Here is a 25,561-nt window from a genome sequence, read left to right as displayed (position 1 = left end):
GATGCCGGTGTTGACCAGCACCTTGATGCAGTGGATGCAGGGAGTATGGGTGATGTAGATCGCGCCGTCTTTGATGCTGGAGCCGTTTTTCGCCGCCTGCGCGATCGCGTTGATCTCGGCGTGAATCGTGCGGAAGCAATTCTCTTCGGTATCGCCGTTGGGCGTTTTTGACTGATAGATGAGGCAGCCGGCTTCCGTGCAGTGCGGCATGCCCGCCGGCGCGCCGTTGTAGCCGGTGGCCAAAATATTCTTGTCGCGGACGATGACGGCGCCCACCTTGGCGCGGTTACAAGTGGAGCGCTCCGCCACCTGACGCGTGATCGTCATGAAATACTGGTGCCAACTCAGTCGCTCGCTCATGGAACACCTCTCCTCCTCTCGTTCTCTGAAGCGTCTCGGGCGCTTCGGGCTCGCGGCGCTCCTCGCGCGGCTCCGGTTCATGGAACGAAATGGGCACTGGAATGAAAGTTACGGCCAAAATCGCTAGCAGGAACCATCCCATGAATTTTCTCTTCGGGTCAAGCGGCGTATCCGGATCGAGGGGCGGCGGATGTCGGACGCCCAAAAACAGAAGTAAGATCCCCCAGATCAACCAGCCGTCCCACAAGCGCGTAACGCCCAACGTGAGAATCACAAACACCGTCAGGCGCGACACCCAGATATGCCTCCGTCCAAACAGAGCATAGGTGACGTGGCCGCCGTCGAGCTGACCCGCAGGCAACAAGTTCATCGCCGTCACGAACAATCCGACCCAGCCGGCGGATCCCACCGGGTGCAGGACAATATTCGCCTCCTCCGGAAGAATACCTAGAGTAATCTTGCTGAGAAAATTGAGTAAAAGAGACGAGCCCAGGACCAAGCCGCTGCTCGGTGAATCTTGCGGCACAACCGACGAGAGCTGGAAGCCGACGATCACGGCGGGAACCGCCAGAACAAAACCGGCCACGGGCCCCGCCGCGCCGATGTCGAACAGAGACCGCCGATCGGGCATTTGCGATTGCATCTTGATAAACGCGCCGAATGTCCCGACAAAAGAGGGTCCGGGGATAAAATAGGGCAGCGTCGCCTTCACGCCGTAATAGCGCGACGTGAGATAGTGTCCCATCTCGTGCACCAGCAAGATGGACATGAGCGTGAGGGCAAAAGGAAGTCCGGCGACGATCTCGCGCGGATCGGAGAGGAAATCGGCTCCGGCTTGCAGCGCTCCGGCCGCTGTCGTCGTAACCAGCGTCACCAGGAATAAGGTGATGTGCAGCCATAGATTCCGCATAGTCTGTTCGGTTGTTAGGCTGTTAGGGTTAAACGGCGCGAATATGGACGGGGTCACCGATGTCCGCGCCGGAGCGGAAATGGGCGCGGCCGTTGAAGCATGAGATCTCCAGCAGTCCCCAACTGTTGATCAGGGCCGCGTAGTCTCCTTTCTCGGCGCCGGCATAGTTGGATGCAAGCCCGTGGATCGTTACATCGGCCAGGGAGACGGCGAGCTTTTTCCGCCGCAACGATTTTAAATCCTGCTCGCTCAGGTTGGTGATCAAATTGCCGAAGTTGTCGATGTAGATAATTTCGCCCTGGATCCCGTCTTCGGTTTTCATCACCTCCGGCCAATCCAGCCGGGTGTAGGTTTTAAGCTTACTGCCCAACTTATGAACCGCCGCGCCCAAGGAAAGATGGGCCGCGACCGGGGCGAAGACGTCTCTGCCGTGAAACGTCGCGCTCTTGGGTTTCAGATGATAACTCTCGTTCGCCAGCTCCATGATCGTGCCGACGGTATTCTCGCGCACGGCGAAGGTGAGAACGCCGTTATCCGGCCCGATGAAGAATCTTCCTTCCGACTCGATTAAAATCGCGCGCCTTTGTGTTCCGACTCCCGGGTCCACGACGGCGACATGGATCGTGCCGGGCGGAAAAAACGGCGCGGAGTGCTTCAATACCAGCGCCGCGCCGCGGATATCCTGCGGCGCGATGCCGTGGCTCAAATCGACAATGCGGGCATTGGGATTGATGCCTAAAATGACTCCCTTCATAATCCCGACGAAAGGATCTTTGTAACCGAAATCGGTCGTGAGTGTTATTGGCTTCGTCTCCATGAAGGAGGCTTCAATCTAACGGAAATCGTATCGAGCGTAAAGTCCGTCGATTACTTCGCGGGAACATCGCGCCAACGTTTGAGTGGGCAGGCGTCGTAGCGCGGCTGGCTGCGGCGGATGTCTACCTTCATTTTGGATTTTCGATTTTGGATTTTGGATTCAAGCACGCCGCTGCAACCCTCACCGCTTCTTTGAGGTGTGCCTGATTGATCGTGCCTAGAATCAACGCATCGATGAACGGTTGCTTGAGGACAAATTCGATGGCCCGCGGCGCTTCCAGATGACCGCTGTAGAGTCCTTTAATCGCCAGGACGCCGAGACCCTGATCGTGAGCTTTTTTGAGAGCTTCGGACAATGAAGTTTCTCTCTCGCTGAACGGCGCCATGACCACATCGAGCGTTTCGCAAGCGCGTGAGATGCCCGCGTCCGTTTTGGCCGAGATGCCGACAGCCCGCGCCTTACCTGTTTTTTTCAACCGGCCGAGACCTTCGAGCGCATCGGTCTGAGTTAGTATTTCAAGGTCCCGGCCGTTGGAATGGAGCAGCAATATATCGAGGTGGTCGGTGCGGAGGCGTCGGAGGCTCTCTTCAGTCGAAGCCACGATCGCGCCTGCGGAAAAATCATACGTTGAAACGCCGTCTTTATACTGCTCGCCGCATTTCGTGCAGAGCACGATGCGATTCCGGTGACTCTCGACGAACGCGCCGAGCCGCTGCTCGCTCTCACCGTAAGCCGGCGCCGTGTCGATTAGATTTAGCCCGAGCGCGAGGCCCGTCTCCAGTAGATCGCGCACCGCTCCATCCGTCGGCAGCGCGAAGAGTTCAGGGTACTTGACGTCCGTGTTTCTGCCGAGCTTCGTCGTGCCGAGTCCGATCGGGCTGACGACAAGCCCGGTGCGTCCTAGCGGACGGGGAACCATTCGGCCTCCTCCCAGGGGTAACGGGCTACCGCGGGCGTCGGCCACGGCGGCAGCCCGTCTTCGTTGTAGCCGCCCGGCTGCTTGAGTTCCTCGGTCGCCATGGCGAAAACTTCTTCCGCCAATACGGGCGCGAGCGAAAGTTTGGTCGGCCAGGCGACGATGATCCGCGGCGCGACGCGTCCGACGTGGACGCCGCTCGGGCGCCGCTTGTCCGCGGTTCGCGCTTCAGCACGGACGGCGCGGTAACTGGCGATTTCGGCGCCCGCAAGATCGAGTCCCGGAAGCCGGCGCCGTATCTCGCTCAGCGCTTTCATTCGCACCAGGTTATCGTCCGGTTCGTGCGCCAGCCGCTCGGCGACTTCTCCGCCGATTTGCCACAGGCCCTCGCCGGGCGTCGTGACCGTGAGCTGGGTCTTGCCGCCGACGATGCAATGGCCGAAGAGCGGCGGCAAAGCTCCTCTCAAAAGTATCATAGTCAACGGACGGCGCTGCATAATGGGCCGGCCGTCGACTCCCGCTTGGCGCAGGAGATCGGCGTTCCCTTCTCCCGCGGCGAGCACGATGTAACGGGGCTTGAAAACCGCATCGGAAAGCCGGACTTCTCCACCGGAAAAGCTTATGGCGCCGGCATAGGCGCGGATATAGTTTTGCTGGCGCGAAGCCAGTGACTGGAGCAGCGAACCGGTGGCGACCACCGGCTCGGCCAACGCATAGACGGCGAGCGCCGAGCCGCGGAGCGCCTCGGGCCAGGCGGATTCCGGAACCGCCTCCGGAGGCGTCGATAAAAGTCCCGCCTTCGCGACCACGGACATGAAGCCCCACGACTGCACGCGCGCGAGGACCGAGCCGCGCGGCAGCCAGAGGTGACAGCGCTCGGCAAGCACGCGCGCGCCGCGTAGGTCGGGCTCGATTTTTCCGGCGAGGCTCCGCCGCCAGCGCGCGGGCATCTCCTTCATGGCGCTGACGGCGGCGAAATCGCGCACGCCGCGGAGCGCGTACTTGCCGCCGCCGTGAATAATGCCCTGCGCCTGTATCGTCTGGCCTTTGCCGAGCGCGGCCGATTCCAAGAGCAGCGTGTGGTAGCCGGCGCCGCGGAAGCGCTCCAGGCACCAGAGCCCGGCGGCGCCGCCGCCGAAAATGAGGACATCGAGCTTCATGTTGCGATCTTAGAGATTCCCGCGAATGCGATTCCTCGGCGCGCAACTTTTCGGGCCGCTCTTCGACTGGCTCAGAGTGGTGAGCTTGGTCGAACCACGGCCGATAGGGTAGTACCATGAGTCGAGACTCTCTTATCGGACGTCCGCGGCCCTCTCCTTGCGCCGCTCGGCATCGCGGTGAAACCGGCGCGCTCGAAGAGATCAGGCCGAGAAGAGACGCAGGTCGACCATCTCGCAGATGACGTGGCCGACGAGAATATGAGTCTCCTGGATGCGCGCGGTGTTTTTTCCTTCCGACGCGCACAGGAGATAATCCACCTTGCGGGCCATTTTTCCCGCGTCGCCGCCGGTGAGACCCACGGTAACGATCTTGAGTTTCTTGCAGGCGTCGATCGCCGCCAGCACGTTGTCCGCGTTGCCGCTGGTGGAGATCGCGAGCGCCACGTCCCCTTCTTTGCCCAGCGCCTTTACCTGCTTGGCGAAGATCTCTTTGTAGTCGAAGTCGTTGGCGATGCTGGTGATCGCCGACGTATCGGTGGTGAGCGCGAGCGCGGGCAGCGGCGGGCGGTCCATGCGGAAGCGGTTGACGAATTCGGCGGCGATGTGCTGCGCGTCGGCGGCGCTGCCGCCGTTGCCGAAAAGCAAAAGCTTGTTGCCGCGAAGAAACGCCTCGGCGGTCAGCTCGATGACCGCCAGCAGCGTCTCGAGGTTGTCCTTGAGGAACGCCTTCTTCGTCCGGACGCTGTCTTCGAAGGCTTTGACGATCGCTTCTTTCATTTATTTTTGTTGTAAAAACTCGCCATCCGGCTTACGAGTCCGTTTTTTGCCAGCGCTTCTTCGAACCACTTCCTGACGATCGGATCCTCGTCGTCGTATTCGATCTGGTCGCCGCCGAGCTTACGGTCCACGGTGCCCTTATATTTTTTGCCGGCGCCGCGGTATTTCTTGCTGCCGAACGACCTGAGCGCGAGATATCGGGCGGGATTTTTTCCAGTATTGAAATGCTGGTGCCACCAGCTATCGGGCGGCACGACCATGCTGCCCTCGTGCCAGGGATATTTTTTGATCGGCTCGCCCTCGGGCCAGATCAGCGAATAGCCTTCTCCGCCGAGGATGATAACGTGGGCGCCGGGGCCGTGGCGGTGGGCTTTCTTGTAAGTTCCGACCGGGAATTCGGAAATGTGGCACGCCGTGGTGTTCTCGGACAGCTCGAACTTGATGTTTCTCCCGCCGGCGCCGCGGACGTCGTATTCGAGCAGCTTAAAGCCCCGCACGTCCGGCACGAAATTGGTTTCCCAGGCGTTGCCGGCGAACCTAAAGCCGTCGTACTCTCCGCCGTACAGCGTTCCCTTGCCGCTGAAATATTCTTCCCGGCCGTCGAAGCGGTCTTTGAAGGCGAAGTCGTTGTGGAAGATGAAGTCGAGGTTGTGCAAGAGATTGATCATCGTCGGCGCGGTGGTGACGGCGAGATAGCGCGCGGGCTCGCTGCCGCTGCCGTTGAAGAGCTGGTGCCAGGTATTGAGCGGCGGCGAGAAGAGCGAGCCGGTCTGCCACTCGAAGGTCTGTTTTTTCTTCTCGTCGTTCCACACGGTGGCGGCGCCCTGGCCGCTGACGACGTAGATCGATTCCTCGAACAACTGCCGCTGCGGCTTTAAGCTTTTCCCCGGCGCAATCTCGCAAATGTAGCAGTTGTTGACCTGCCCGGCGCCTTCCATCTGGAGGAACGCGCCGGCGGCGCCCTTCCGGTCCCAGGGCTCCAACTTGACGGTCCGGATGTCCTCGACGAAGAAGGTCTTGATGATGGGAATCCCTTCGCCCTCCACCCATTTCTCGTAACTCGATTTGCCGCCGCCGATCCCGTTCGCCGTAATTTTCTCCGCGCTTTTAGCCACGATTATTCCTCCGAATATGAAATGGTTCTAGCATACGCTCTAAAAGCCGTAAAGCGGAGCACTTTGCGCGAGATCGGCGAGCGCGGCCGCTGTTCCGTATCAACCGTTACGCCGGGTTTGGCATCGCTTCTCATACGGCGTATTTTACAATCTTCGGGGAGGAAGAAATGCAAAGGCTTAAGATCGGCGTCATGGGAGCATCAGCCGGGGAGCTGCCGAAGGGAGAAAGAGCCCGCCTCGAAGGGTTGGCGGAACAATTAGGAGCTGCGGTAGCGAATCGCGGCTGTGTCCTCGTGACCGGCGCGACCACCGGCCTGCCGGACATGGTCGCGCGCGCGGCGCGAAAGCACGGCGGACTGACCGTCGGCATCTCGCCCGCGGAGACGATGGAAGAGCATCGGCGCTTCGGCCTACCTCTGGACGGCGCGGAGGTCATTCTCTACACGGGCTTCGGTTTCAAAGGCCGCAACGTCGTCAACATCCGCTCGTCCGACATCGTGATCATCTTCGGCGGGGCCACCGGCACCTTGAACGAGTTCACCATCGCCTACGACGAAGGCAAAGTCATCGGCATTCTCGAAGGCAGCGGCGGCATCGCCGACCACATCAAAGAAATTCTCGCCTTCTGCCGGAAAGCGACGCGCGCGCGGCTGGTCTATGGATCGGAGCCCGTGCAGTTGTTGGATGCTTGTCTCGAAGCTCTGAAAGGGGTTCGATGAGCAGCGTCCTTACTCGTGCTACAAATCACACGCTCGTCGTCACCGCGGGCGCGGCGCCCTTCAGCGCCGCCTCGGCCACCTCGGCGAGCAGGCGATCGTTCTCGTGATCGAGGGCGAAGACTCGGTACTGAACGACCTTTGAAGGAATGAACTCGAAAAGCTCCGATAAAGTTTCTTTGGTTATTTCTCCGGTCGAGGGATCGTAGATGTGAATCTGTTTTTTTCCCATCGCAAATGGGTTCTCCGGCCGGGGGTCCTGCGTCGCCGTGTCGACGCGAAAGACGAGATCCGCGGCCGACGCCGGCAGCGCGGCCCTGATCCGCTTTTCCCAGTCGGTGTCCTGCATCAAAGCCATCCCATAGCGCAGCTCGTTCAGCGATAGCGTCCGGTCGTAGGCCATCTTCCATTTGATGTCGCGATCGATGATCCTGCCCCATTCGCGCCCGAGCGCCTCGTGCTCTTTCGCGCGCCGCCAGCGGGACACCTCTTCGAGCAGCGACCAGTCGGTCAAGCGCAGATAATCCTCCATGTGGTCGAGCGGATTGCCGCGAAAAATGAGCTTCATCGTCTCGGGGAAGATCTCGCGCAGGTGGAGATCGATGCCGCGCGTCGTGCGGTGGTAATAGACGTTGGTGTAGAGATAAAGCCGCGTGTTCAAAAACATCGTCAGCGCCGCGTTGCCGGCCTTGTGCAGCGTGAGCCCCTTGGGCGAGAAGAAAGTGTAGTGCATGAGCCGGGCGCGATCGATCGGGCCGACGGCGACGCCACACATGTAGGAGTCGCGCGAGACGTAGTCCAAATTGTCGAAGGTGAAGATGCCGCTGGTGAGCGGCTGGAGCAGCCGGACCCACTTGGGCTTTTTGTGGTCTTCTTTGCCGTTTTTCTTGATCGGAAACGCAATCTCTTCCGGCTTAAGCTCCTCGCCTGGGGCGAAGGGCCCGCTCGGGCTCCGGCGTATTTGCTGAATCAGCTCGCCCAGATGGTCCTGGATGATCGCCTGGCCGATGTCTTCGTGCGTGATTTTGAAGTCGGCCAAGAAGTTGTCGTCGAAGAAGTGGCCGAAGGGGCCGTGGCCGACGTCGTGCAGCAAGCCGGTGATGCGCATGTACGATTCGATGAGCGGCGCCGAGGGGCATTCATCGCCCAGCACCTGGCTGAGCGACGGGTAAAGATGCTTGGCGAATTCGCCCGCGAGATGCATGGCGCCGAGCGAATGCTGAAAGCGGCTGTGCTCCGCCGTCGGATAGACCCAGCGCGCGCTTTGAAGCTGGTAGATGTAGCGGAGCCGCTGCACCCACGGCGAGTCGATAATCTGCTTCTCCGTCACCTCGCCTTTTCTTAGAGGAACGGTGAATTGTATATAATGATGGATGGGATCGGCGAGCAGAGCGGCGCCTTCGTATTCGCTGTCGATCGGCCTGGCCATCGCTTTAGAGCTCCAACACGACCTGGGCGGTCCACTGATCGCCGGTCTTTTCTATCCGGCTCTGGTGCGAAGCGACGGCGCTGATCTCGCGCTGGATCTCGTGCCGGTCGGGGTCGAATTTCTCCCCACTTACCTCGCCGCGGATGTAGTTGTTCTTGACTTCTTTGACCACGAATTCCTTAAGGAGGTAGCCGCTCCCCTGATAGAGATAGAGCAGCTCGCGCATCCAGTTGACCATCAAGTCGTCGCGGTCGGCGCCTTCGACTTCCAGAGTCAGTTGCTCGCTGGCTTCGACCCGGTCGATGTGGGTCAACAGATCGAACAGGGCGAAGCCCGAGTTGGCGAAGAGCTCGGCCTGGCTCTTGCCGAATATCTTGACCGCCAGATCCGACGAGCGCTTGATGGTCCGATATTTTTTTTCCTCACTCATAGTCACTGGGCCTTCGACCGTCGCTCAGTCCCTCGGGTTTAATGCCCTTATACCCGATTGATCAGGCTGGCTGCAAAGCCCGCTCCAAAACCGTTATCGATGTTCACCACCGTGACGCCCGCGGCGCAGGAATTGAGCATCCCGAGAAGGGCTGCGAGGCCGTTGAAGCTGGCGCCGTAGCCGACGCTCGTCGGCACCGCGATGACCGGCTTATCGACGAGCCCGCCCACGACGCTCGGCAGCGCGCCCTCCATTCCAGCGACGACGACGAGGACGGAGGCGGAAAACAGCTTGTCGCGGTAATCGAGCAGGCGATGGAGCCCGGCCACACCGACGTCGTAGAGGCGTTCGACCCGGTTGCCCGTCATTTCCAAGGTCAGCGCCGCCTCATCCGCCACCGGAATATCCGAGGTGCCGGCCGAGATGACCAACACGGTGCCGCGTCCCGTTTTGCGGATCGCTTTTATCACACACGTAGCGGCGCGCGCGCCCTCGTCGTACCTGAAACCCCTTAGCTGCTTTTTAAGACTTCTCATCTTCTCGGGAGAGAGCCGGGTGATCAGCACGTTGGCGTCGCGCCGTTTGAGCGCGCGCGCGATCGCGGCGATCTCGGCCGCGGTCTTGCCTTCTCCCATGATCACTTCGGGAAATCCTTGTCTCAGCGAGCGGTGATGGTCGACTTTGGCGAATCCCAGGTCTTCAAAGGGCAGATGGCGCAGGCGATCGATCGCCCGGCGAATCGAGACCTTCCCCCGTCTCACTTCTCCTAAGAGACGTACCATCCGCTCGGCGTCCATCTAGCTTTTCCTAAAATTTCTCGCGTGCAAATTCACGGCTCGAAGAGGAATGAAGGAAGATTAGTGTTGGTTTTTAAAGTGGTCGTAACCTTTTACAGGGAAAAAGGAGGGTTTGCCCTGGCCGTCGATCACTCGGATGCCTTTGCCCGCGGGAAGACATCTTCCGATCCGTGCGATGGGCACGCAGAGCCGGCTTTTGATTTTTTCCAACCGGCCCCTGTCCCGCGCCCTGGCGCTGAAAAGCAGCTCGTAATCTTCTCCTCCCGCCAGCGCGTGGACGGCCCGTTTTCGTCCGGCCATCGCTTTATACGCCGCCGAGAGAGGCAGGGAATTCTCCCGTATCTCGGCGCCGACGGCGCTGGCTTTGCAGAGATGAGTCAAATCCTGCAGCAGACCGTCGCTCACGTCGATCATCGCCCGCGCCAAGCGCCGGCGCGCGAGCACGGCGCCCGCTTGGACCCGCGCCCTAGGAAATTGGTGCCGCCGAATCAGGTAGGCCGCCGCGCCTCGTCCGGCGCGCCGCTTCTTTTTCTTGAGCAGTTCCAGTCCTAAGGTCGAGTCTCCGAGAGTTCCGGTGACGTATAGATCATCGCCGGGCCTGGCGCCGCTGCGCAACACCGGCGCTACCGGACATCGGCCGATCAAAGAGGCGCTGATGAAAAAGCGCCGCGCCGCGCTGATATCGCCGCCGACCAAGGAGACGCCGCTCCGGCGCGCCAGGAACCTGACGCCGCGATAAAACTCGTCCACGTCCTCGGCTGTGAACTCACTCGGTATCCCCAAAGAGAGGGTTAAGTAGGCGGGGCTTCCACCCATGGCGGCGATATCGCTCAGGTTAACGGCAAGCGTCTTGTAGCCCAGGGAATAAAGCGTGCTCCATTCAAGTTTGAAGTCAACGTCCTCGACGAGCAGATCCGTCGTCAGCAGAAACGTCCGGCCCCGGCACTCGAGCCACGCCGCGTCGTCGCCGATGCCCGCGCGCACGCCGCGGCCTCTGGGGGCGGCCTTACGAATTCTTTCGATCAGGCCGAATTCCCCTAGTTTATCGAGTCTCATCTAGGCGCGAAGGGGAATGGTCCGTTCTCTGCGAAGCTTGTCCAGCGACTTGTCTTTCCTTTTCGGCCGGCGCTTTTTGGCTGCTTTGACGCGACTGTCTGAAGCCACGGAGACCTTCCGGCTCTCTTTGTCGAGGAGGCTCGCCTTAAGCACGTCCGACATGTTCTTGGCGGTAATCAGCGTGAGCTTGCGCCGCACCTGCTTGGGGATCTCTCCCAGATCTTTCTCGTTTCTTTCCGGAAGGATGATGGTTTTGATCCCGGCGTGAAGCGCCGCCAGGCATTTCTCTTTGAGGCCGCCGATAGGAAGGATCCTTCCCCGGAGCGTAATCTCCCCGGTCATGGCCACGTAGCGGCTCACCGGCCGCTTTGTGAGCGCGGAGATGAGAGCCGTCGCCATGGTGATTCCCGCCGAGGGGCCGTCTTTGGGAATGGCGCCGGCCGGCACATGGATGTGGAGATCGAGCTTCTGATAGAAATCTTCTTCGATGCCGAGTTTCTTGGCATGTGAGCGCGCGTAACTTACGGCGGCGTGGGCCGACTCTTTCATCACTTCCCCGAGCTGGCCGGTCAAAGTGAGGTTACCCCGGCCCTTGGAGAGCGAAGCTTCGACGTAAAGGACTTCTCCGCCCGCGCTGGTCCAAGCCAACCCCGTCGCGACGCCGATCTCGTTTTGCTCCTGTTCGGCTTCGGGGATGAACTTCGGCGGGCCGAGAAAGAGGTGGAGATTGGCCCGCGTAACGCGCGTCAAATCCTTTTTTCCTTCGGCAATTTTGCGCGCCACCTTGCGGCATATCGAAGCGATCTCGCGCTCCAGGTTCCGAAGTCCGGCCTCTTTCGTGTATTGCGCGATGATACGCAGCACGGCGTCGTCCGAGATCTCCAAGTAGTTTACCGTGATTCCGTTGTTTTCCAATTGTCTCGGGACGAGGAACCTGCGGGCGATCTCGAGCTTCTCTTCGCTGGTGTAGCCGGACAGTTGAATGACTTCCATGCGATCGGCCAGAGCGGCCGGAATCGGATCGAGCAGATTGGCCGTGCAGATGAAGAGAACGTTGGAGAGATCGAACGCCAGGTTCAGGTAATGATCGCTGAAGGCATGATTCTGCTCGGGGTCGAGCACTTCCAGCAGCGCCGCCGACGGGTCGCCGCGAAAATCGGTGCCGACCTTGTCGATCTCATCGAGAATAAAGACCGGATTGTTGGAGCCGGCCTGTTTGATTCCCTGGATGATCCTTCCGGGCAAAGCGCCGACGTAAGTGCGCCGGTGGCCGCGGATCTCCGCCTCGTCGCGGATGCCGCCGAGCGAGATGCGGACGAAATTCCGCCCCAAAGAGCGGGCGATCGATTTCCCCAGGGAAGTTTTGCCGACGCCGGGCGGTCCGACGAAGCAAAGGATGGGGCCTTTGATCTTTCGCCGGAGCTTGTTGACGGCAAGGTATTCGAGGATTCTTTCCTTGACCTTTTCCAGGTCGTAGTGGTCCTCGTTCAGAACTTGCTGGGCTTTTTTGATATTCAAGTTGTCTTTGGTTTTTTTGCTCCAGGGAATGTCCACCAGCCAGTCGAGATAGGTTCGGACGAGCGACGCCTCGGACGACTCCGGGTGCATCTGCTCCAGCCGCTTGAGCTGCTTCTCCGCCTCGCGCTTGGCCTCGATCGGCATCTTGGCCTTTTCGATTTGCTTCTTGAGATCCTTCATCTCCTCGGCGCGCTCGTCGCCTTCGCCGAGCTCCTGCTGAATTTGCTTCAACTGTTCGCGCAGGAAGTAATCGCGCTGCGTCTTGCTCATCTCTTCTTTGGCCTGGTTCTGGATGCGCGCCTGGACCGTCGAGAGCTCAAGCTCGCGGCTGAGTAAATCGTTCACCTTTTTCAAGCGCGTGACCGGATCGAAGATTTCGAGGATGCCCTGGCTCTCTTCGATCTTCAGGCGCAGATTCGACGCCACCAGGTCCGCCAGCACGCCGGCGTCGCTGATGTTGTCGGTGACCATGACGATCTCCGGCGGGAGGTTCTTGAGGTTCAGGATCTGCTCGATCTTTTCCTTGACGTTGCGCATCAAGGCCTCGACCTCGATCGAAACGTCCTGAATGGCCGTCTCCACGACTTTGCGGATCTTGGTCTCGAAGTAAGGCTGCTCCTTCAAGTAGCTTTCGATTTCGCCCTTGGCTAGGCCCTGCACCAGGATCTTCACCCGGCCGTCGGCGAGCTTCAGCATGCGCATGATCGAGGCGACCGTGCCGACCTTGTAGATGTCGTCGGGCGTCGGAGTGTCTTCCGCCGAATTTTTTTGCGCGACGAGAAAGATCAGGCGCTGGCGCGAGAGCGACTCTTCGACGGCGCGGATCGACATCTCCCGGCCGACGAAGAGCGGGAGCATCATGTAGGGGTAGATGACGATGTCGCGGATCGGGAGCAGCGGCAGCACCTCGGGAATCTCGACCTGCGCCTCTTTATTCTCCTGGCCCTCAAGGTTCCATTGAGCTTCGCTCATTGTTCTTAAACCCTCTGGCTTAGGTTAATCACACCTGTCGCGGGCGTCAATAGAAATCTCCAGATTCATTTCGAGGAGGCTGGTAAGGAAGTAAACCCGGATGGGGAGCGCGCGGCCGTACCTTACCCGAATATCTGCCTGACTTTCTCAAAAAAGCCTTTCGAGAGCGGATGAATGTCCTCTCCTCCGAGGGCGGCAAACTCCTTGAGCAGCTCCTTTTGCCGGGCCGTCAGATGGGTGGGCGTCTCTACCGTTGCCCGCACGAGTTGATCGCCCTGTTGGTAGCCGTGGACATCGCGGACGCCCCTTCCTTTGAGCCGGAAGACCTTTCCCGATTGCGTGCCGGGAGGAATCTTCATCTTGACTTTGCCTTCGAGCGTCGGGACATCGATTTCCGCGCCGAGGGCCGCCTGGACGAAGCTGATGGGCATGTCGCAGATAATGTGCAAGCCTTCGCGAACGAAGAGCGGATGCGGCTGAACTTGGATCACCACGTAGAGATCGCCGGCTGGGCCTCCCGCGGCGCCGGTTTCTCCCTCGTTTCTGAGTTTTAGTCGCGAGCCGTTATCGACGCCGGCCGGAATCTTGACGCTTAAAGTATGGAGTTTCCGCACCCGCCCCGCGCCGCTGCAAGCGGCGCAGGGGTCGGCGATAAACGTTCCCTGTCCATGGCACTGGCTGCAGGTGCGCGAGACGGTGAAAAATCCCTGCTGAAAACTCACCTGGCCGCGGCCGTGGCAGGTCGGGCAGGTTTTGGCGGAAGTTCCCGGCTTGCTGCCGCTGCCGTGACACTCATCGCAAGCGCCGTGCCGGGGAATCTTGATTTTTTTCTCGGTCCCGAAGGCGGCCTCTTCGAAGCTGATTTCGAGATTGTAGCGCAGATCGTCGCCCCGAGAACGGCCGCGCCGGCGGCTCGGCCCGGCGCCGAAGAACTCGCCGAAGATATCGCCGAAAATGTCCTCGAAGCCGGAGGTAAAATCGAAGCCCGCCCCTTGAAATGGGCCGCCGTTGCCGAAGGCAGCATGGCCGAACTGATTGTACTGAGCGCGCTTCTCCGGATCCGTCAGCACCTGGTAGGCCTCCGACAGCTCCTTGAACTTCTCTTCCGCCTGCTTGTCTCCCGGATTGCGGTCGGGGTGGTACTTCAGGGCCAATTTCCGGTAGGCTTTCTTGACCTCTTCTTCGCCGGCATTTCGGTCAACGCCCAGAACTTCGTAATAATCTCTCTTGCCGTTCAACGTGTCCCTCGCGCAGTGATTTCTACTTATATAACGAAAAAGCCCCTCTCCTCAACGACTGAGGCCAGGGGCTTCTGAATTCGGCGGTGAGTTTTGGTTCCTTCCCGAGAAGTTACTCCTTGACCTCCTCGAAGTCCGCATCGACAACGTCGTCTTTTTTCTTACCCTCGCCGTCCGTCGATGGTCCCTGCTTGTCGTTCGTAGCGTCCGAAGACTGTTGCTGCTTGGAGGCCTTCGCGTACATCGCCTCAGCCAGTTTATGCGACGAGCGGTTGAGCTCTTCCGCCGCGGCGCGGAGCGTCTCGGCGTCCTGGCTTTCCGCCGCCTTTTTGGCTTTTTCCAGCGCCGCCTCGATCTCTCCCCTGACCGCCGGGTCCAACTCTCCGCCGTGTTCTTTGAGCGACTTATCCGTGGAGTAGATCAGCGAGTCGAGCTGATTGCGCGCCTCGGCGGTCTCTTTTCGTTTCTTGTCCTCGGAGGCGTGAGCCTCGGCCTCCTTCACCATCTGCTTGATCTCGTTCTCGGAAAGCCCGCTGGACGCCGTGATCTTGATCGATTGTTCTTTGCCGGTGCCGAGATCTTTCGCCGAGACGTGCACGATGCCGTTGGCGTCGATGTCGAAGGTCACTTCGACCTGGGGCACGCCACGCGGCGCGGGCGGAAGACCCACGAGATCGAACTGGCCGAGGAGCTTGTTGTCGGCCGCCATCTCCCGCTCGCCTTGAAAGACGCGGATGGAGACGGCCGTCTGATTGTCCGCCGCCGTTGAAAAGACCTGGCTCTTCCGGGTCGGGATCGTCGTGTTGCGCTCGATGAGCTTGGTGAAAACGCCTCCCAGCGTCTCGATGCCGAGGGAAAGGGGCGTCACGTCGAGCAGCAGGACGTCCTTCACATCACCCTTGAGGACGGCCGCCTGGACCGCCGCGCCCACCGCCACCACTTCGTCCGGATTGACTCCCTTGTGCGGCTCTTTGCCGAAAATCTTCTTGACCCGCTCCTGGACCGCCGGCATGCGCGTCATGCCGCCCACGAGTATCACCTCGTTGATGTCGCTCGCGCCCAAGCCGGCGTCCTTGATCGCTTGACGGCACGGGCCCTCGGTACGGTCGATCAGATCGGCGCAGAGCGCTTCGAGCTTGGAGCGCGTCAACTTCATGTTGAGATGCTTGGGGCCGTTCTGATCGGCGGTGATGAACGGCAGATTGATGTCGGTCTCCATCGACGAGGAAAGCTCGCACTTCGCCTTCTCCGCCGCTTCCTTCAACCGCTGCAGTGCCATGCGATCTTTGCGCAGATCGATGCCCTGATCTTTTTTAAACTCGTCGGCAAGGTAGTCCATCACACGCTGGTCGAAATCTTCTCCGCCGAGAAAGGTATCTCCATTGGTCGATTTGACCTCGAAAACCCCTTCGCCCAGTTCCAGAATGGAGATATCGAACGTGCCGCCGCCGAGATCGAAGACGGCGATCTTCTCGTCTTTCTTTTTGTCGAGGCCGTAGGCGAGCGATGCCGCCGTCGGCTCATTGATGATTCTGAGGACGTTTAAGCCCGCGATGCGCCCCGCGTCCTTGGTCGCCTGCCGCTGGCTGTCGTTGAAGTAAGCCGGAACCGTGATCACCGCCTCGGTGACTTTTTCACCGAGATAGTCTTCGGCGGTCTGTTTCATCTTCTGTAAAATAAAAGCGGAGATCTCGGCCGGGCTGTAGCGCTTGCCCCGGATTTCCACCCAGGCGTCGCCGTTATCCGCGCGCACGATTTTGTAGGGCAGAACCTTCATCGCCTTTTGCACCAGGGGATCGTCGAAACGACGGCCGATCAAGCGCTTGACGGCGAAGATCGTGTTTTCCGGATTAGTGATGGCTTGACGCCTCGCGATTTGGCCGACGAGACGCTCGCCGCTCTCGGAAAAGGCCACGACCGATGGCGTCGTGCGGCTGCCTTCGGAATTCGCTATTACGACGGGGTCTCCCCCCTCCATGATTGCAACACAGGAGTTGGTCGTCCCTAGATCAATTCCAATTACTTTTGCCATGTTCAGTGCTCCTCAAAATTTCGATATAAGAATGGTTTGTATTTAATCATCATCCTAACCCTTGGCAAGCACCCTCTTGGTTCTCTTTTAATCTTTATTTTCAGGTGGCTTAGCCACGCTCACCTGTGCGGGTCGAAGCAGCCGGTCGAGGAGATAGTAGCCTTTGTGGTGCTCTTCGACGACCGTGTTGGGATCGTGTTCCTGGGTCGCGACCTGGGCGATCGCCTCATGCTTGTTGGGGTCAAAGGGCTCACCGCCCATCGCCGATACTTGACTGACTCCATGCTTGGCCAGAACCTCCAGAAAGCTCTTGAGCACCATTTCGATGCCTTCCAGCAGAGGCTTTCCGTTTCCGCCTCCCTTGGCGTAGTCGAGCGCGCGCTCGAGGTTATCCAGGACCGGCAGCAGATCCTTGACCAGACTCTCGTTCGCGTAGCGGATCGCTTCGGCCTTTTCCCGTGCCACGCGCTTCTTATAATTTTCCAGCTCCGCGGCCTGGCGGAGAAGGCGGTCATAATTTTCTTTGGCCTCGCGTTCCTTGTCTTCAAGTTGCCGGCGCAGCTTCTCGCACTCTTCCGAATCGCCGCCGCCCGAAAAAAAATCTTTGCCTTTTTCTTCTTCCATGCGGAGCTTCCGTTTCTATTTACTTCTTGATCGGAGCAAAATCTAATCACAGGCTGCTCTGCTGTCAAGGCGCCTGTCTTTAAAAAACCCATGATATTTAAAGAATTTGCGCGTTTTCTGGAAAAGTGGTAATTTCTATTTAAATCCGACCATGCCGATTGCTTCGATCACCCCGGCCATAGTCCTTCGCTCTTGGTCTTACGGGGAATCCGACAAGATAGTTTGCTTCCTGACGGAATCTCACGGAAAGATTACCGGGATCGCCAAAGGCGCCAAGCGCTCGCGCAAGCGATTCGCCAATTCGCTGGAGCCGTTCTCGTTAGTCAACCTGCGCTTCCAGGACAGTCGGACGAGCTCTCTGGCCTTCATTCATGGATGCGAGCTGATCCGGGTTTTCAAACATCTCACCGCTAGCCTGGAGAAGATTGCGCACGCCTCTTATCTCATGGAAATCACCGACGCGCTCTCCGGCGAGCGCGACGCGAACCGCGAGCTCTTCGCTCATCTCAGGAACGGACTCGACTTCATAGAGGAAAACGGGACCTCGCCGCTCTTGATCGCCGCTTTCGAACTCAAATTGCTGATGCTTGCGGGTTATCAACCGATGCTAGAGCGTTGCCGGCGCTGCGGCAAAGGCTGGCGCGGCCGCATGCTGGAACGCTGGGGTTTCAGCCTGCGCGACGGCGGCATCGTATGCGAAGGCTGTTCCGCGTTCAGAAAAGAGATCTCCCCTCTTTCACTGGAAACGATCGGAGCCATGGGGCAACTGCAGCAAACCAACGGGACTCTTTCACTTCACTCATTTCCTGTTTCTGGCCATGCATTGCGCGAGAGCCATCTGGCCTTGCTTCGTTTCATTCAGTACCAAATCGGCAGGGAACTTAAGTCCGCTCCATTCCTTGACGCCTTCTCGACAGACTAAGGCCGCGCTTCGACGGTTATCTTGTAAAAACCTGTCATAAGTCGTATCGAGAGAGTTTAACGGCGGAGGAAAAATGGCACAGAAAAAAAAATATGTTTACTTCTTTGGCGGCGGCAAAGCCGAGGGAAAGGCCGCCATGCGCGAGCTTCTGGGCGGCAAGGGAGCTGGGTTGCATGAGATGACGCGGATCGGAGTTCCGGTTCCGCCCGGTTTTACCATTACCACGGAGGTTTGCACTTACTATTACGATCATCGCCGGCAATATCCGAAGGGATTGGCCGATGAGATCGCCAGCGGGCTCGGCCGCGTCGAGCGGATTCTGGGAAGAAAGTTCGGCGATCGCGACAATCCGTTGCTCGTTTCGGTTCGCTCCGGCGCGCGGGAATCGATGCCGGGCATGATGGACACGGTCTTGAACCTGGGTCTCAACGACGAAACCGTTCAGGGTCTGGTTCGGCGCACGAAAAATCCCCGCTTTGCCTACGATTCCTATCGCCGCTTCGTGCAGATGTACGGCGACGTCGTGATGGGTCTCAAACCGGCGGACAAAAAAGAGCGCGATCCGTTTGAAATCATCCTCGAGCGAAAAAAAGAAGCGCGCCGGGTCCGCTTCGATACCGAGCTGACGTCGGACGACCTCAAGCAACTCGTCGCCGAGTATAAGGCGGAGATCAAAAAGCGTCTCGGCCAAGATTTTCCCGACGATCCCAAAGCGCAACTCTGGGGCGCGATCGGAGCGGTTTTCGGCTCGTGGAACAACGACCGCGCCATTGCCTATCGCGATCTTTACCGCATCCCGCACGATTGGGGCACTGCGGTCAGCGTCCAGGCGATGGTCTTCGGCAACATGGGCGAGACCTGCGCCACGGGCGTTGCCTTTACGCGCGATCCCGCAACGGGTGAGAAACGTTTCTACGGCGAGTTCTTGGTTAATGCCCAGGGGGAGGACGTTGTGGCCGGTATCCGCACGCCGCGGCCCATCGCCGAGCTCAAGGAAGTCATGCCGAAAAGCCACGCAGAGCTTGACCGCGTGTGCAAATTGCTGGAGCGGCACTATAAGGAGATGCAGGACATCGAATTCACCATCGAGGACGCCAAGCTCTGGATGCTCCAGACCAGGACCGGAAAGCGGACCGGCTTTGCCGCGGTGCGCATAGCGGTCGATATGGTGGATGAGAAAACCATTTCCAAAGAGCAAGCGCTGCTACGCATCGAGCCGGATCAGTTGAACCAGCTCCTGCGTCCGATCTTCGACCCGGCGGACAAGGAACACGCAGGGCGCGAGAAACGTATCCTAGCCAAGGGGCTTCCCGCCGGACCCGGCGCGGCCACGGGCCGCGTCGTTTTTCATGCCGAGGACGCCGAGGCATGGAAGAAAAGAGGCGAGCGGGTGATCCTCTGCCGGGTCGAGACCAGCCCTGACGATATCCGCGGTATGGACGCCGCCGAGGGAATTCTCACCGCTCGCGGCGGCATGACCTCGCACGCGGCATTGGTGGCTCGCCAGATGGGAAAGGTGTGCGTGGTAGGGTGCGAGGCCATTCATGTCGACTATGGACGGCGGGAGATGCGGGTTGCGGATACGGTTTTGAAAGAAGGCGATTGGATCTCCGTGGACGGCACGACCGGGGAGGTGATGCGGGGCGAGATCAAAACCTTTCCGTCCGAGGTGTTGCAGGTTTTGCTCGCCGGGACGTTGGACGCAAAAGAGTCGCGCGTTTATCAGCAGTTTACCAAGCTCATCAAATGGGCGGACGCAGTTCGAAAAATCGGCGTTCGGACAAATACCGACCAGCCGGACCAGGCGCGCGTTGCAGTCGCCTTCGGAGCGGAAGGGATCGGTCTTTGCCGCACTGAACATATGTTTTTTGGTGGCGAGCGGATTCGAGCAGTTCAGGAAATGATTCTGGCAAAGGATCAGGCGGGCCGACGGCAAGCACTGGCGAAACTCTTACCGATGCAGAAGGAAGATTTCAAAGGCATTCTCGCCATCATGGGCGCGCGCCCGGTGACGATAAGAACGCTCGATCCTCCGCTCCATGAATTCTTGCCCAAGACCGAAGAAGAAATTATCGAGTTGGCCGAGACAACCGGCGTGCCGGTCGAGGAGTTGAAGAGCAAAGTCGAAAGTCTACACGAGTTTAATCCCATGTTGGGCCATCGAGGATGCCGGCTCGGCATCTCGTACCCAGAGATCACCGAGATGCAAGCGAGGGCCATCTTCGAAGCCGCCTGTGAACTGCGACGGGAAGGAAAAAATCCCTTCCCCGAAGTCATGATTCCTTTGGTTGCTACCCGTCAAGAGCTCCACTTGCAGCGTGAGATCGTGGAGAAAGCCGCACGTGAGGTTATGAAGACTCATGGAGTCAAGGTCCGCTACCTCGTCGGCACCATGATCGAGTTGCCGCGAGCGTGTCTCTTTGCTGATGAGATTGCCCGCGAGGCGGAATTTTTCTCGTTTGGAACAAACGACTTGACGCAAACTTGCCTGGGGCTATCGCGCGATGACGCAGGAAAGTTCCTGCCCAGTTACGTGGCGCAGGGGATCTATCCCGAAGATCCGTTCGTCAGCATCGACCAGGGCGGTGTGGGCGAGTTGATGCGCATCGGCGTGGAAAAAGGTCGGAAGGTGAAGAAGAAGCTGGAGATCGGCATATGCGGCGAACACGGCGGCGATCCCAGGTCTGTCACCTTTTGTCATGAGGTGGGCTTGGATTACGTCAGTTGTGCGGCGTTTCGGGTTCCCATTGCCAAGCTTGCGGCGGCTCAAGCTGCCTTGAAGCGATAGCTCCGTTGAATCTAACCGTCCGGTTTCAAAGTTTGGCGTCGCGACCCGTTAAGTTGCCATGCGGTGGAAATTGACAATAACGGTCATTTCTAGGATAATCGCCCTCTGAACCGCTTGGTAAATTTATGGAACCTCGCCTAGGTGAGTTATTGGTTCGGGGTGGCGTGGTCACCCGGGAGCAACTCAATCAGGCCCTGCAAAAAGAACAAGACAACGGCTCAAACGTCATCCAGGAGTTGGTTCGTCTTGGTTTCACGACTGAAGACAACCTCACCCAATTTCTCGCCGCACAATTTGGCATCGAAAAGGTCCCCCTCGAAAGCGTTGATATAACGCAAGCTATCTTCGATCTAGTTCCCACCGATCTCATCCAGAAGCACCAGATCATACCGCTGAAGCTTTTGGGTTCCACATTGACCGTAGCAACCGCCGACCCGACGAATCTTATTGCTATCAACGAAATTCAGTTTATTACCGGCTACGGCGTCAGACCGGTGCTCGCTTCACCATCGGAAATCCGGACCATTCTTCAACGCCGGTACGGCAACACCAGCTATGACGAAGTGCTCAAGAGATTCGGCGACCGCGAGATGGAGGTCATTAGCGACGAGGAGGACATCAATCTCGAAGAACTCCAGCAAGCGACCCAGGAAGCTCCGGTGGTTACGCTGGTCAATGCCATTTTGGCTGACGCATCAAAGCGCGGCGCCAGCGATATTCACTTCGAGCCTTATGAGAAGGTCTTCCGTATAAGATTTCGGTTGGACGGAGTGCTGCAAGAGATCATGACTCCGCCGCAAAGATTGAAGAACGCGATGATCTCGCGAATTAAAGTCATGGCCAATCTGGATATCGCCGAGAGGCGGTTGACTCAAGACGGCCGGATCAAGCTCAAATCGGGTCAGGGGCAAGAGCTCGATCTCCGTGTTTCTGTTCTCCCGACGCTCTTTGGCGAGAAGATCGTCATGAGGTTGCTGGACAAATCCAATCTGCAACTGGACATGGCGAAACTCGGTTTTGATACGCAAAATTTAAAAGATTTTAAAGAGGCGATCTATAAACCCTACGGGATGATCCTCATCACAGGTCCGACGGGGAGCGGGAAATCGACCACGCTGTACTCGGCCCTATCAGAGCTCAACAAGGCTGATGTGAATATCTCGACCGCTGAAGACCCGGTCGAGTACAGTATCATGGGCGTGAATCAGGTACAGGTTAGGGATGAAATCGGGCTAAATTTTGCAAGCTGTCTTCGTTCTTTTCTGCGCCAAGACCCCGACATCATTATGGTCGGCGAAGTCCGCGATCTTGAAACGGCTCAAATCGCCGTCAAGGCAGCCCTTACCGGACACTTGGTCCTGAGCACCCTCCATACGAACGACGCGCCCTCGAGCGTGGATCGCTTGATCAATATGGGCGTCGAGTCGTTTCTTCTTACGTCTTCCATCAATCTAATAGTCGCGCAAAGGTTGGTGCGCAAGATTTGCGGCAGCTGCAAGACGCCCGTGGAAGTCAGCGCGGAGATACTCATCAATATCGGTGTCGATCCAGCAGAGGTAGCCTCGGGCTTTCCGACCTTTCGCGGTCAGGGATGTCCGAACTGCAACCAGACCGGATATAAAGGACGCATAGCGATTTACGAAGTGATGGTGATGCACGACGCGCTCAAAGAAATAATTCTCCGCGGCGTATCCGCCGCGGATCTCAAACGGGAAGCAGTGAAGTTGGGAATGAGCACGCTGAGATTAAGCGCTATCAAAAAAGTTCGGGACGGACTTACGACCATAGAAGAGACGGTTCGGGTAACAGATTCCGATCGCGGGTTCGGCTCGGTTTTTGCTCTGGGTACTTGAGCGACGAAAAAATTTTAAGCGGAGGACTTATGCCAGTTTTTGTTTGGGAAGGAAAGACGGCGCAGGGAAAGACTCTGAAGGGCGAGATGGACGCCCTGAATCAGCAGGCGGTGCTGTCGCGTTTGAGAAGCCAGCGAATTCAACCCGTACCGACGCGGATTCGGGAGAAAGGGAAGGGGCTCGACCGGGAGATCACCATTCCGGGCTTGGGCGCGAAGATCAAGGACCACGACGTGATGATATTTACCCGCCAGTTCGCCACGATGATCGACGCGGGCCTGCCGATCGTTCAGGGTCTGGATATCCTGAGCCAACAAACGGAGAACAAACTTTTCAGGAATACCATTAAGACCATCAAGCAGGACGTCGAGGGCGGCTCGACTTTAGCTGAAGCCCTGAAGAAGCATCCCAAAGTTTTCGATGATCTTTACGTCAACATGGTCGCCGCCGGTGAGGCGGGAGGTGTCCTGAACACGATTCTTAACCGAATCGCCCTTTTTATCGAAAAGGCGACCAAGCTCAGGCGAAAGGTCAAAGGGGCGATGATCTACCCGTGCACGATCGTCGTCGTCGCCGCGGCGGTGGTGACGATCCTGCTCCTCTACGTTATCCCTGTCTTCGGCGAGCTTTACGGCGGTGCGGGTAAGGCACTGCCGCTGCCGACGCAGATGACGATCAACGTAAGCAACTGGTTTCGTGCTTACTTCTTATATATCGTCGCGCTGGTCGTCGCTATCATCGTCGCCATACGTATGTACTATAAAACGGACAACGGCAGATTGGTTATCGATGGGTTTTTGCTTAGATTGCCCGTCATCGGCGATCTTGTGCGTAAAGTCGCAGTTGCCCGGTTTTCCCAGAATATGTCTATTCTGCTCAGCTCCGGCGTGCCTATCCTCGATGGCCTTGCGATTACGGCCAAAACGGCTGGCAACAAGGTTGTCGAACAGGCGGTCATGAAATGCCGTATCAGTATCAGCCAGGGAAAGACTATTGCTGAGCCAATGGCAGAAAGCAAAATCTTTCCACCCATGGTCTGCCAGATGGTCGCTATCGGCGAGAATACTGGATCGCTGGATTCGTTGCTCAAGAAGGTAGCCGAGTTTTACGAGGAAGAAGTCGATAGCGCCGTGGCCAACCTTACCGCGCTTATGGAGCCGATTATTATGGTTGTTCTGGGAGTCATTATCGGTGGATTGGTGATATCGATGTATCTCCCGATCTTCCAACTGGGCTCTCTAGTCTAAACAATTGGACGAAGAAAAAAAAGAGCTGATCAGAAAGATCAAGTGGCTGCTCTTTCTCAGGGTAGTCGTCCTCTCATTTTTCTTGGGGGCCGCCGCGCTTTTGCATCTCTTCAAAGGCGGCGACCCGGGGATGTTCCGCTACCTGCAGATTCCCCTCATCGCGGCGTACGTTATCTCTATAGCTTCCGCACTCGTTCTTCGCTGGCTTAAAAATGCGGTTGTCTTCGCTCACGTACAGATCGATTTTGACGTTCTCCTGGTTACCGGAATCGTCCTCATCACCGGAGATAGCCAAAGCCCGTTTGCCTTCCTTTACAACCTGGCAATCATCAATGGCGCCATTTTATTATTTTTTCGCGGCGCCTTTATCACGGCTGGTTTTTCAAGTTTCTGTTATAGCGCCCTCCTACTGTGGAGCCGCTATAGTGGCTTCGGCGAGGCTGGGCCGCTGCTTGGCAACCTGATGCTTAATGTGCCGGCTTTTTTTGTTATCGCCTATCTCAGCGGGCTACTTGCGCGGAAAGTGTTTGAGGCCGAACAACTACTCAAAGAGAAACAGAAAGATTATCACGATCTGGAGGCGCTAAAAGACGCCTTGATTCAAGGAGTCGGGAGCGGCATAGCCATTACCGATATTAAAGGCCACATCAATTTCTTCAATCCTCGAGCCCAGACCCTTACCTCGTTGCAGGAGGGGACGGTAAAAGGAAAGAAGCTCACGGATATTTTTCCCGGTCTTACTTACAACTTTGATGGAGCAGTATCCGAGGCAAAGAGAATCGTCGTGGATGAATTTGCATTTACCGATGCGCGGAAAGGCAACATTTATCTAAAGTCAACGCTTGCGCCCCTGAATGATCCGAGCGAGCAGGCGATCGGTTATGTTTGCATTTTTGAGGATGTCACCAAGCGGAAAGAACTGGAGGAAAAAGTTCGCCTGGGAGAAGAAATACGCAAGGCTAGGGAACGCGACTTACGCGACCAGGTCAGCGAAGAGCCTTCAAGCAATTTTCAGTTTGACGGTGTCGTTGGCCGTGGGGGCGGAGTGGAAAATATTTATCGCCTTGTCAAGAAGGTTGCAACCACAACCACCAATGTCTTGATCGCGGGCGACAGCGGTACGGGTAAAGAGCTGGTAGCTCGCGCGATACATTCGAACGGACCGCGCAAGGAAAAACCCTTTGTAGCCGTCAACTGCGGGGCAATTCCCGAGAATCTCATAGAGAGCGAGCTTTTCGGCCACGTGCGCGGGGCATTTACGGGAGCGGTCTCGGATCATATGGGTCTCTTCAAACAGGCAGACGGGGGGACGATCTTCCTCGATGAAGTCGGCGAGTTGCCGCTTCACCTTCAAGTCAAGCTGCTCCGAGTCCTGCAAGAGAAGGCTTTCGCTCCGGTCGGTGGAAGCAAGCAGATTAAGGTTGATGTCCGTGTAATCTCGGCCTCAAATCGAGACCTCAGGCAGGAGGTTGAAAAGGGACGCTTTCGAGAGGACTTGTTTTACCGTCTAAACGTCGTCCAGGTGACCCTTCCTCCTTTGCGCAACCGAAAAGAAGACATCCCTTCATTGGTGCACTTTTTTGTCGAAAAATTTTCTCGAGTCCAGGGCAAAAAGGTCGAAGAAGTTTCTAGCGAGGCCCTGATGGAACTGATGAACTACAGCTACCCGGGAAACATTCGTGAGCTGGAAAACATCATTGAGCATTCGGTGGCGGTAACCGGAAGGAATATTATCACCGAAGACGACCTGCCCAACTACATTCGCGGGGTTCCCATTTCCGAAGAGGTCAAGCTCTTCGAAAAGACAGCTCCAGGCGGAGCGGATACCTTTTTTAGTCGGGCTATTTCGCTGGACGAAGAATTGGCGACTCACGAGAAGTGCCT

General features: G+C 57.9%; 21 protein-coding genes. 6 read left to right on the top strand and 15 right to left on the bottom strand.

What is annotated here, in order from left to right:
* The 7 genes from VGL70_13535 to VGL70_13505 all read right to left on the bottom strand — a co-directional run.
* A partial coding sequence (locus tag VGL70_13535) for a dCMP deaminase family protein (protein HEY3304547.1) occupies positions 1–360 on the bottom strand: 360 nt, incomplete at its 3' end.
* On the bottom strand, positions 287–1,270 hold the full coding sequence (locus VGL70_13530; GenBank protein ID HEY3304546.1) for a site-2 protease family protein: 984 nt from the start codon (positions 1,268–1,270) through the stop codon (positions 287–289). The genes VGL70_13535 and VGL70_13530, both read right to left, overlap by 74 nt.
* 28 nt (positions 1,271–1,298) lie before the next feature.
* Positions 1,299–2,087, bottom strand: a complete 789-nt coding sequence (locus tag VGL70_13525; GenBank protein ID HEY3304545.1) for an SAM-dependent chlorinase/fluorinase — start codon at positions 2,085–2,087, stop codon at positions 1,299–1,301.
* Positions 2,088–2,214: 127 nt separating this feature from the next.
* Positions 2,215–3,006, bottom strand: a complete 792-nt coding sequence (locus tag VGL70_13520) for an aldo/keto reductase (protein ID HEY3304544.1) — start codon at positions 3,004–3,006, stop codon at positions 2,215–2,217.
* Positions 2,988–4,163 (bottom strand): FAD-dependent oxidoreductase, encoded by a 1,176-nt coding sequence (locus tag VGL70_13515; GenBank protein ID HEY3304543.1) that lies wholly within the window; start codon positions 4,161–4,163, stop codon positions 2,988–2,990. The genes VGL70_13520 and VGL70_13515 overlap by 19 nt, the downstream gene beginning before the upstream one ends.
* Before the next feature lie 201 nt (positions 4,164–4,364).
* A complete protein-coding gene (locus VGL70_13510; GenBank protein HEY3304542.1) occupies positions 4,365–4,940 on the bottom strand; it encodes a D-sedoheptulose 7-phosphate isomerase in 576 nt (191 codons plus the stop codon).
* A complete protein-coding gene (locus VGL70_13505; protein ID HEY3304541.1) occupies positions 4,937–6,055 on the bottom strand; it encodes an ethanolamine ammonia lyase-activating protein in 1,119 nt (372 codons plus the stop codon). The genes VGL70_13510 and VGL70_13505 overlap by 4 nt, the downstream gene beginning before the upstream one ends.
* A 167-nt stretch (positions 6,056–6,222) precedes the next feature.
* Here VGL70_13505 and VGL70_13500 point away from each other — a divergent pair, with 167 nt between their 5' ends.
* Complete coding sequence (locus VGL70_13500) at positions 6,223–6,774, top strand: hypothetical protein (GenBank protein HEY3304540.1); 552 nt, start codon at positions 6,223–6,225, stop codon at positions 6,772–6,774.
* Positions 6,775–6,799: 25 nt separating this feature from the next.
* On the opposite strand, the gene VGL70_13495 is transcribed toward VGL70_13500, so the two are convergent.
* The 8 genes from VGL70_13495 to grpE all read right to left on the bottom strand — a co-directional run bounded on the left by VGL70_13495 (position 6,800) and on the right by grpE (position 16,867).
* Positions 6,800–8,200, bottom strand: coding sequence for an HD domain-containing protein (locus VGL70_13495; protein ID HEY3304539.1), 1,401 nt, complete (start codon positions 8,198–8,200; stop codon positions 6,800–6,802).
* 4 nt (positions 8,201–8,204) lie between these two features.
* Complete coding sequence (locus tag VGL70_13490; GenBank protein HEY3304538.1) at positions 8,205–8,630, bottom strand: archease; 426 nt, start codon at positions 8,628–8,630, stop codon at positions 8,205–8,207.
* 47 nt (positions 8,631–8,677) lie between these two features.
* Positions 8,678–9,427, bottom strand: coding sequence for a nickel pincer cofactor biosynthesis protein LarB (gene larB / locus VGL70_13485; protein ID HEY3304537.1), 750 nt, complete (start codon positions 9,425–9,427; stop codon positions 8,678–8,680).
* Positions 9,428–9,487: 60 nt separating this feature from the next.
* The gene (gene thiL / locus VGL70_13480) at positions 9,488–10,483 is read right to left on the bottom strand and encodes a thiamine-phosphate kinase (GenBank protein ID HEY3304536.1); all 996 of its coding nucleotides are present in this window, start codon (positions 10,481–10,483) and stop codon (positions 9,488–9,490) included.
* The gene (gene lon / locus VGL70_13475) at positions 10,484–12,973 is read right to left on the bottom strand and encodes an endopeptidase La (protein ID HEY3304535.1); all 2,490 of its coding nucleotides are present in this window, start codon (positions 12,971–12,973) and stop codon (positions 10,484–10,486) included. It abuts the gene before it with no gap.
* Between the two features lie 122 nt (positions 12,974–13,095).
* Complete coding sequence (dnaJ, locus tag VGL70_13470; protein HEY3304534.1) at positions 13,096–14,211, bottom strand: molecular chaperone DnaJ; 1,116 nt, start codon at positions 14,209–14,211, stop codon at positions 13,096–13,098.
* Between the two features lie 112 nt (positions 14,212–14,323).
* A complete protein-coding gene (dnaK, locus tag VGL70_13465; GenBank protein ID HEY3304533.1) occupies positions 14,324–16,243 on the bottom strand; it encodes a molecular chaperone DnaK in 1,920 nt (639 codons plus the stop codon).
* An 87-nt stretch (positions 16,244–16,330) separates the two neighbouring features.
* On the bottom strand, positions 16,331–16,867 hold the full coding sequence (grpE, locus tag VGL70_13460; protein ID HEY3304532.1) for a nucleotide exchange factor GrpE: 537 nt from the start codon (positions 16,865–16,867) through the stop codon (positions 16,331–16,333).
* 151 nt (positions 16,868–17,018) lie between these two features.
* Here grpE and recO point away from each other — a divergent pair, with 151 nt between their 5' ends.
* From recO to VGL70_13435, 5 genes are all read left to right on the top strand, one after another.
* Entirely contained in the window at positions 17,019–17,789 is a 771-nt protein-coding gene (recO, locus tag VGL70_13455; protein ID HEY3304531.1) for a DNA repair protein RecO, read from the top strand.
* 73 nt (positions 17,790–17,862) lie between these two features.
* Entirely contained in the window at positions 17,863–20,577 is a 2,715-nt protein-coding gene (ppdK, locus tag VGL70_13450; protein HEY3304530.1) for a pyruvate, phosphate dikinase, read from the top strand.
* Between the two features lie 125 nt (positions 20,578–20,702).
* Positions 20,703–22,430, top strand: a complete 1,728-nt coding sequence (gene pilB, locus VGL70_13445) for a type IV-A pilus assembly ATPase PilB (GenBank protein ID HEY3304529.1) — start codon at positions 20,703–20,705, stop codon at positions 22,428–22,430.
* A gap of 29 nt (positions 22,431–22,459) precedes the next feature.
* Complete coding sequence (locus VGL70_13440) at positions 22,460–23,677, top strand: type II secretion system F family protein (protein HEY3304528.1); 1,218 nt, start codon at positions 22,460–22,462, stop codon at positions 23,675–23,677.
* 4 nt (positions 23,678–23,681) lie between these two features.
* Positions 23,682–25,561: sigma 54-interacting transcriptional regulator (locus tag VGL70_13435; GenBank protein HEY3304527.1), on the top strand; the 1,880-nt coding region annotated here is incomplete at its 3' end.

Source organism: Candidatus Binatia bacterium (genome assembly GCA_036504975.1).
Classification (GTDB): domain Bacteria; phylum Desulfobacterota; class Binatia; order UBA9968; family UBA9968; genus JAJPJQ01.
The sequence above is the reverse complement of the archived record's forward strand: the minus strand, read 5'-3'. Positions and strand labels throughout refer to the sequence as shown.

Excerpts from the sequence above, each read along its gene's own strand:
- pilB (HEY3304529.1), top strand. The coding sequence starts at position 20,703 with ATGGAACCTCGCCTAGGTGAGTTATTGGTTCGGGGTGGCGTGGTCACC.
- VGL70_13530 (HEY3304546.1), bottom strand. The coding sequence starts at position 1,270 with ATGCGGAATCTATGGCTGCACATCACCTTATTCCTGGTGACGCTGGTT.
- VGL70_13490 (HEY3304538.1), bottom strand. The coding sequence starts at position 8,630 with ATGAGTGAGGAAAAAAAATATCGGACCATCAAGCGCTCGTCGGATCTG.
- recO (HEY3304531.1), top strand. The coding sequence starts at position 17,019 with ATGCCGATTGCTTCGATCACCCCGGCCATAGTCCTTCGCTCTTGGTCT.
- VGL70_13500 (HEY3304540.1), top strand. The coding sequence starts at position 6,223 with ATGCAAAGGCTTAAGATCGGCGTCATGGGAGCATCAGCCGGGGAGCTG.
- thiL (HEY3304536.1), bottom strand. The coding sequence starts at position 10,483 with ATGAGACTCGATAAACTAGGGGAATTCGGCCTGATCGAAAGAATTCGT.
- lon (HEY3304535.1), bottom strand. The coding sequence starts at position 12,973 with ATGAGCGAAGCTCAATGGAACCTTGAGGGCCAGGAGAATAAAGAGGCG.
- VGL70_13525 (HEY3304545.1), bottom strand. The coding sequence starts at position 2,087 with ATGGAGACGAAGCCAATAACACTCACGACCGATTTCGGTTACAAAGAT.
- VGL70_13440 (HEY3304528.1), top strand. The coding sequence starts at position 22,460 with ATGCCAGTTTTTGTTTGGGAAGGAAAGACGGCGCAGGGAAAGACTCTG.
- dnaK (HEY3304533.1), bottom strand. The coding sequence starts at position 16,243 with ATGGCAAAAGTAATTGGAATTGATCTAGGGACGACCAACTCCTGTGTT.
- larB (HEY3304537.1), bottom strand. The coding sequence starts at position 9,427 with ATGGACGCCGAGCGGATGGTACGTCTCTTAGGAGAAGTGAGACGGGGG.
- grpE (HEY3304532.1), bottom strand. The coding sequence starts at position 16,867 with ATGGAAGAAGAAAAAGGCAAAGATTTTTTTTCGGGCGGCGGCGATTCG.
- ppdK (HEY3304530.1), top strand. The coding sequence starts at position 17,863 with ATGGCACAGAAAAAAAAATATGTTTACTTCTTTGGCGGCGGCAAAGCC.
- VGL70_13515 (HEY3304543.1), bottom strand. The coding sequence starts at position 4,163 with ATGAAGCTCGATGTCCTCATTTTCGGCGGCGGCGCCGCCGGGCTCTGG.
- VGL70_13520 (HEY3304544.1), bottom strand. The coding sequence starts at position 3,006 with ATGGTTCCCCGTCCGCTAGGACGCACCGGGCTTGTCGTCAGCCCGATC.
- VGL70_13510 (HEY3304542.1), bottom strand. The coding sequence starts at position 4,940 with ATGAAAGAAGCGATCGTCAAAGCCTTCGAAGACAGCGTCCGGACGAAG.
- VGL70_13495 (HEY3304539.1), bottom strand. The coding sequence starts at position 8,200 with ATGGCCAGGCCGATCGACAGCGAATACGAAGGCGCCGCTCTGCTCGCC.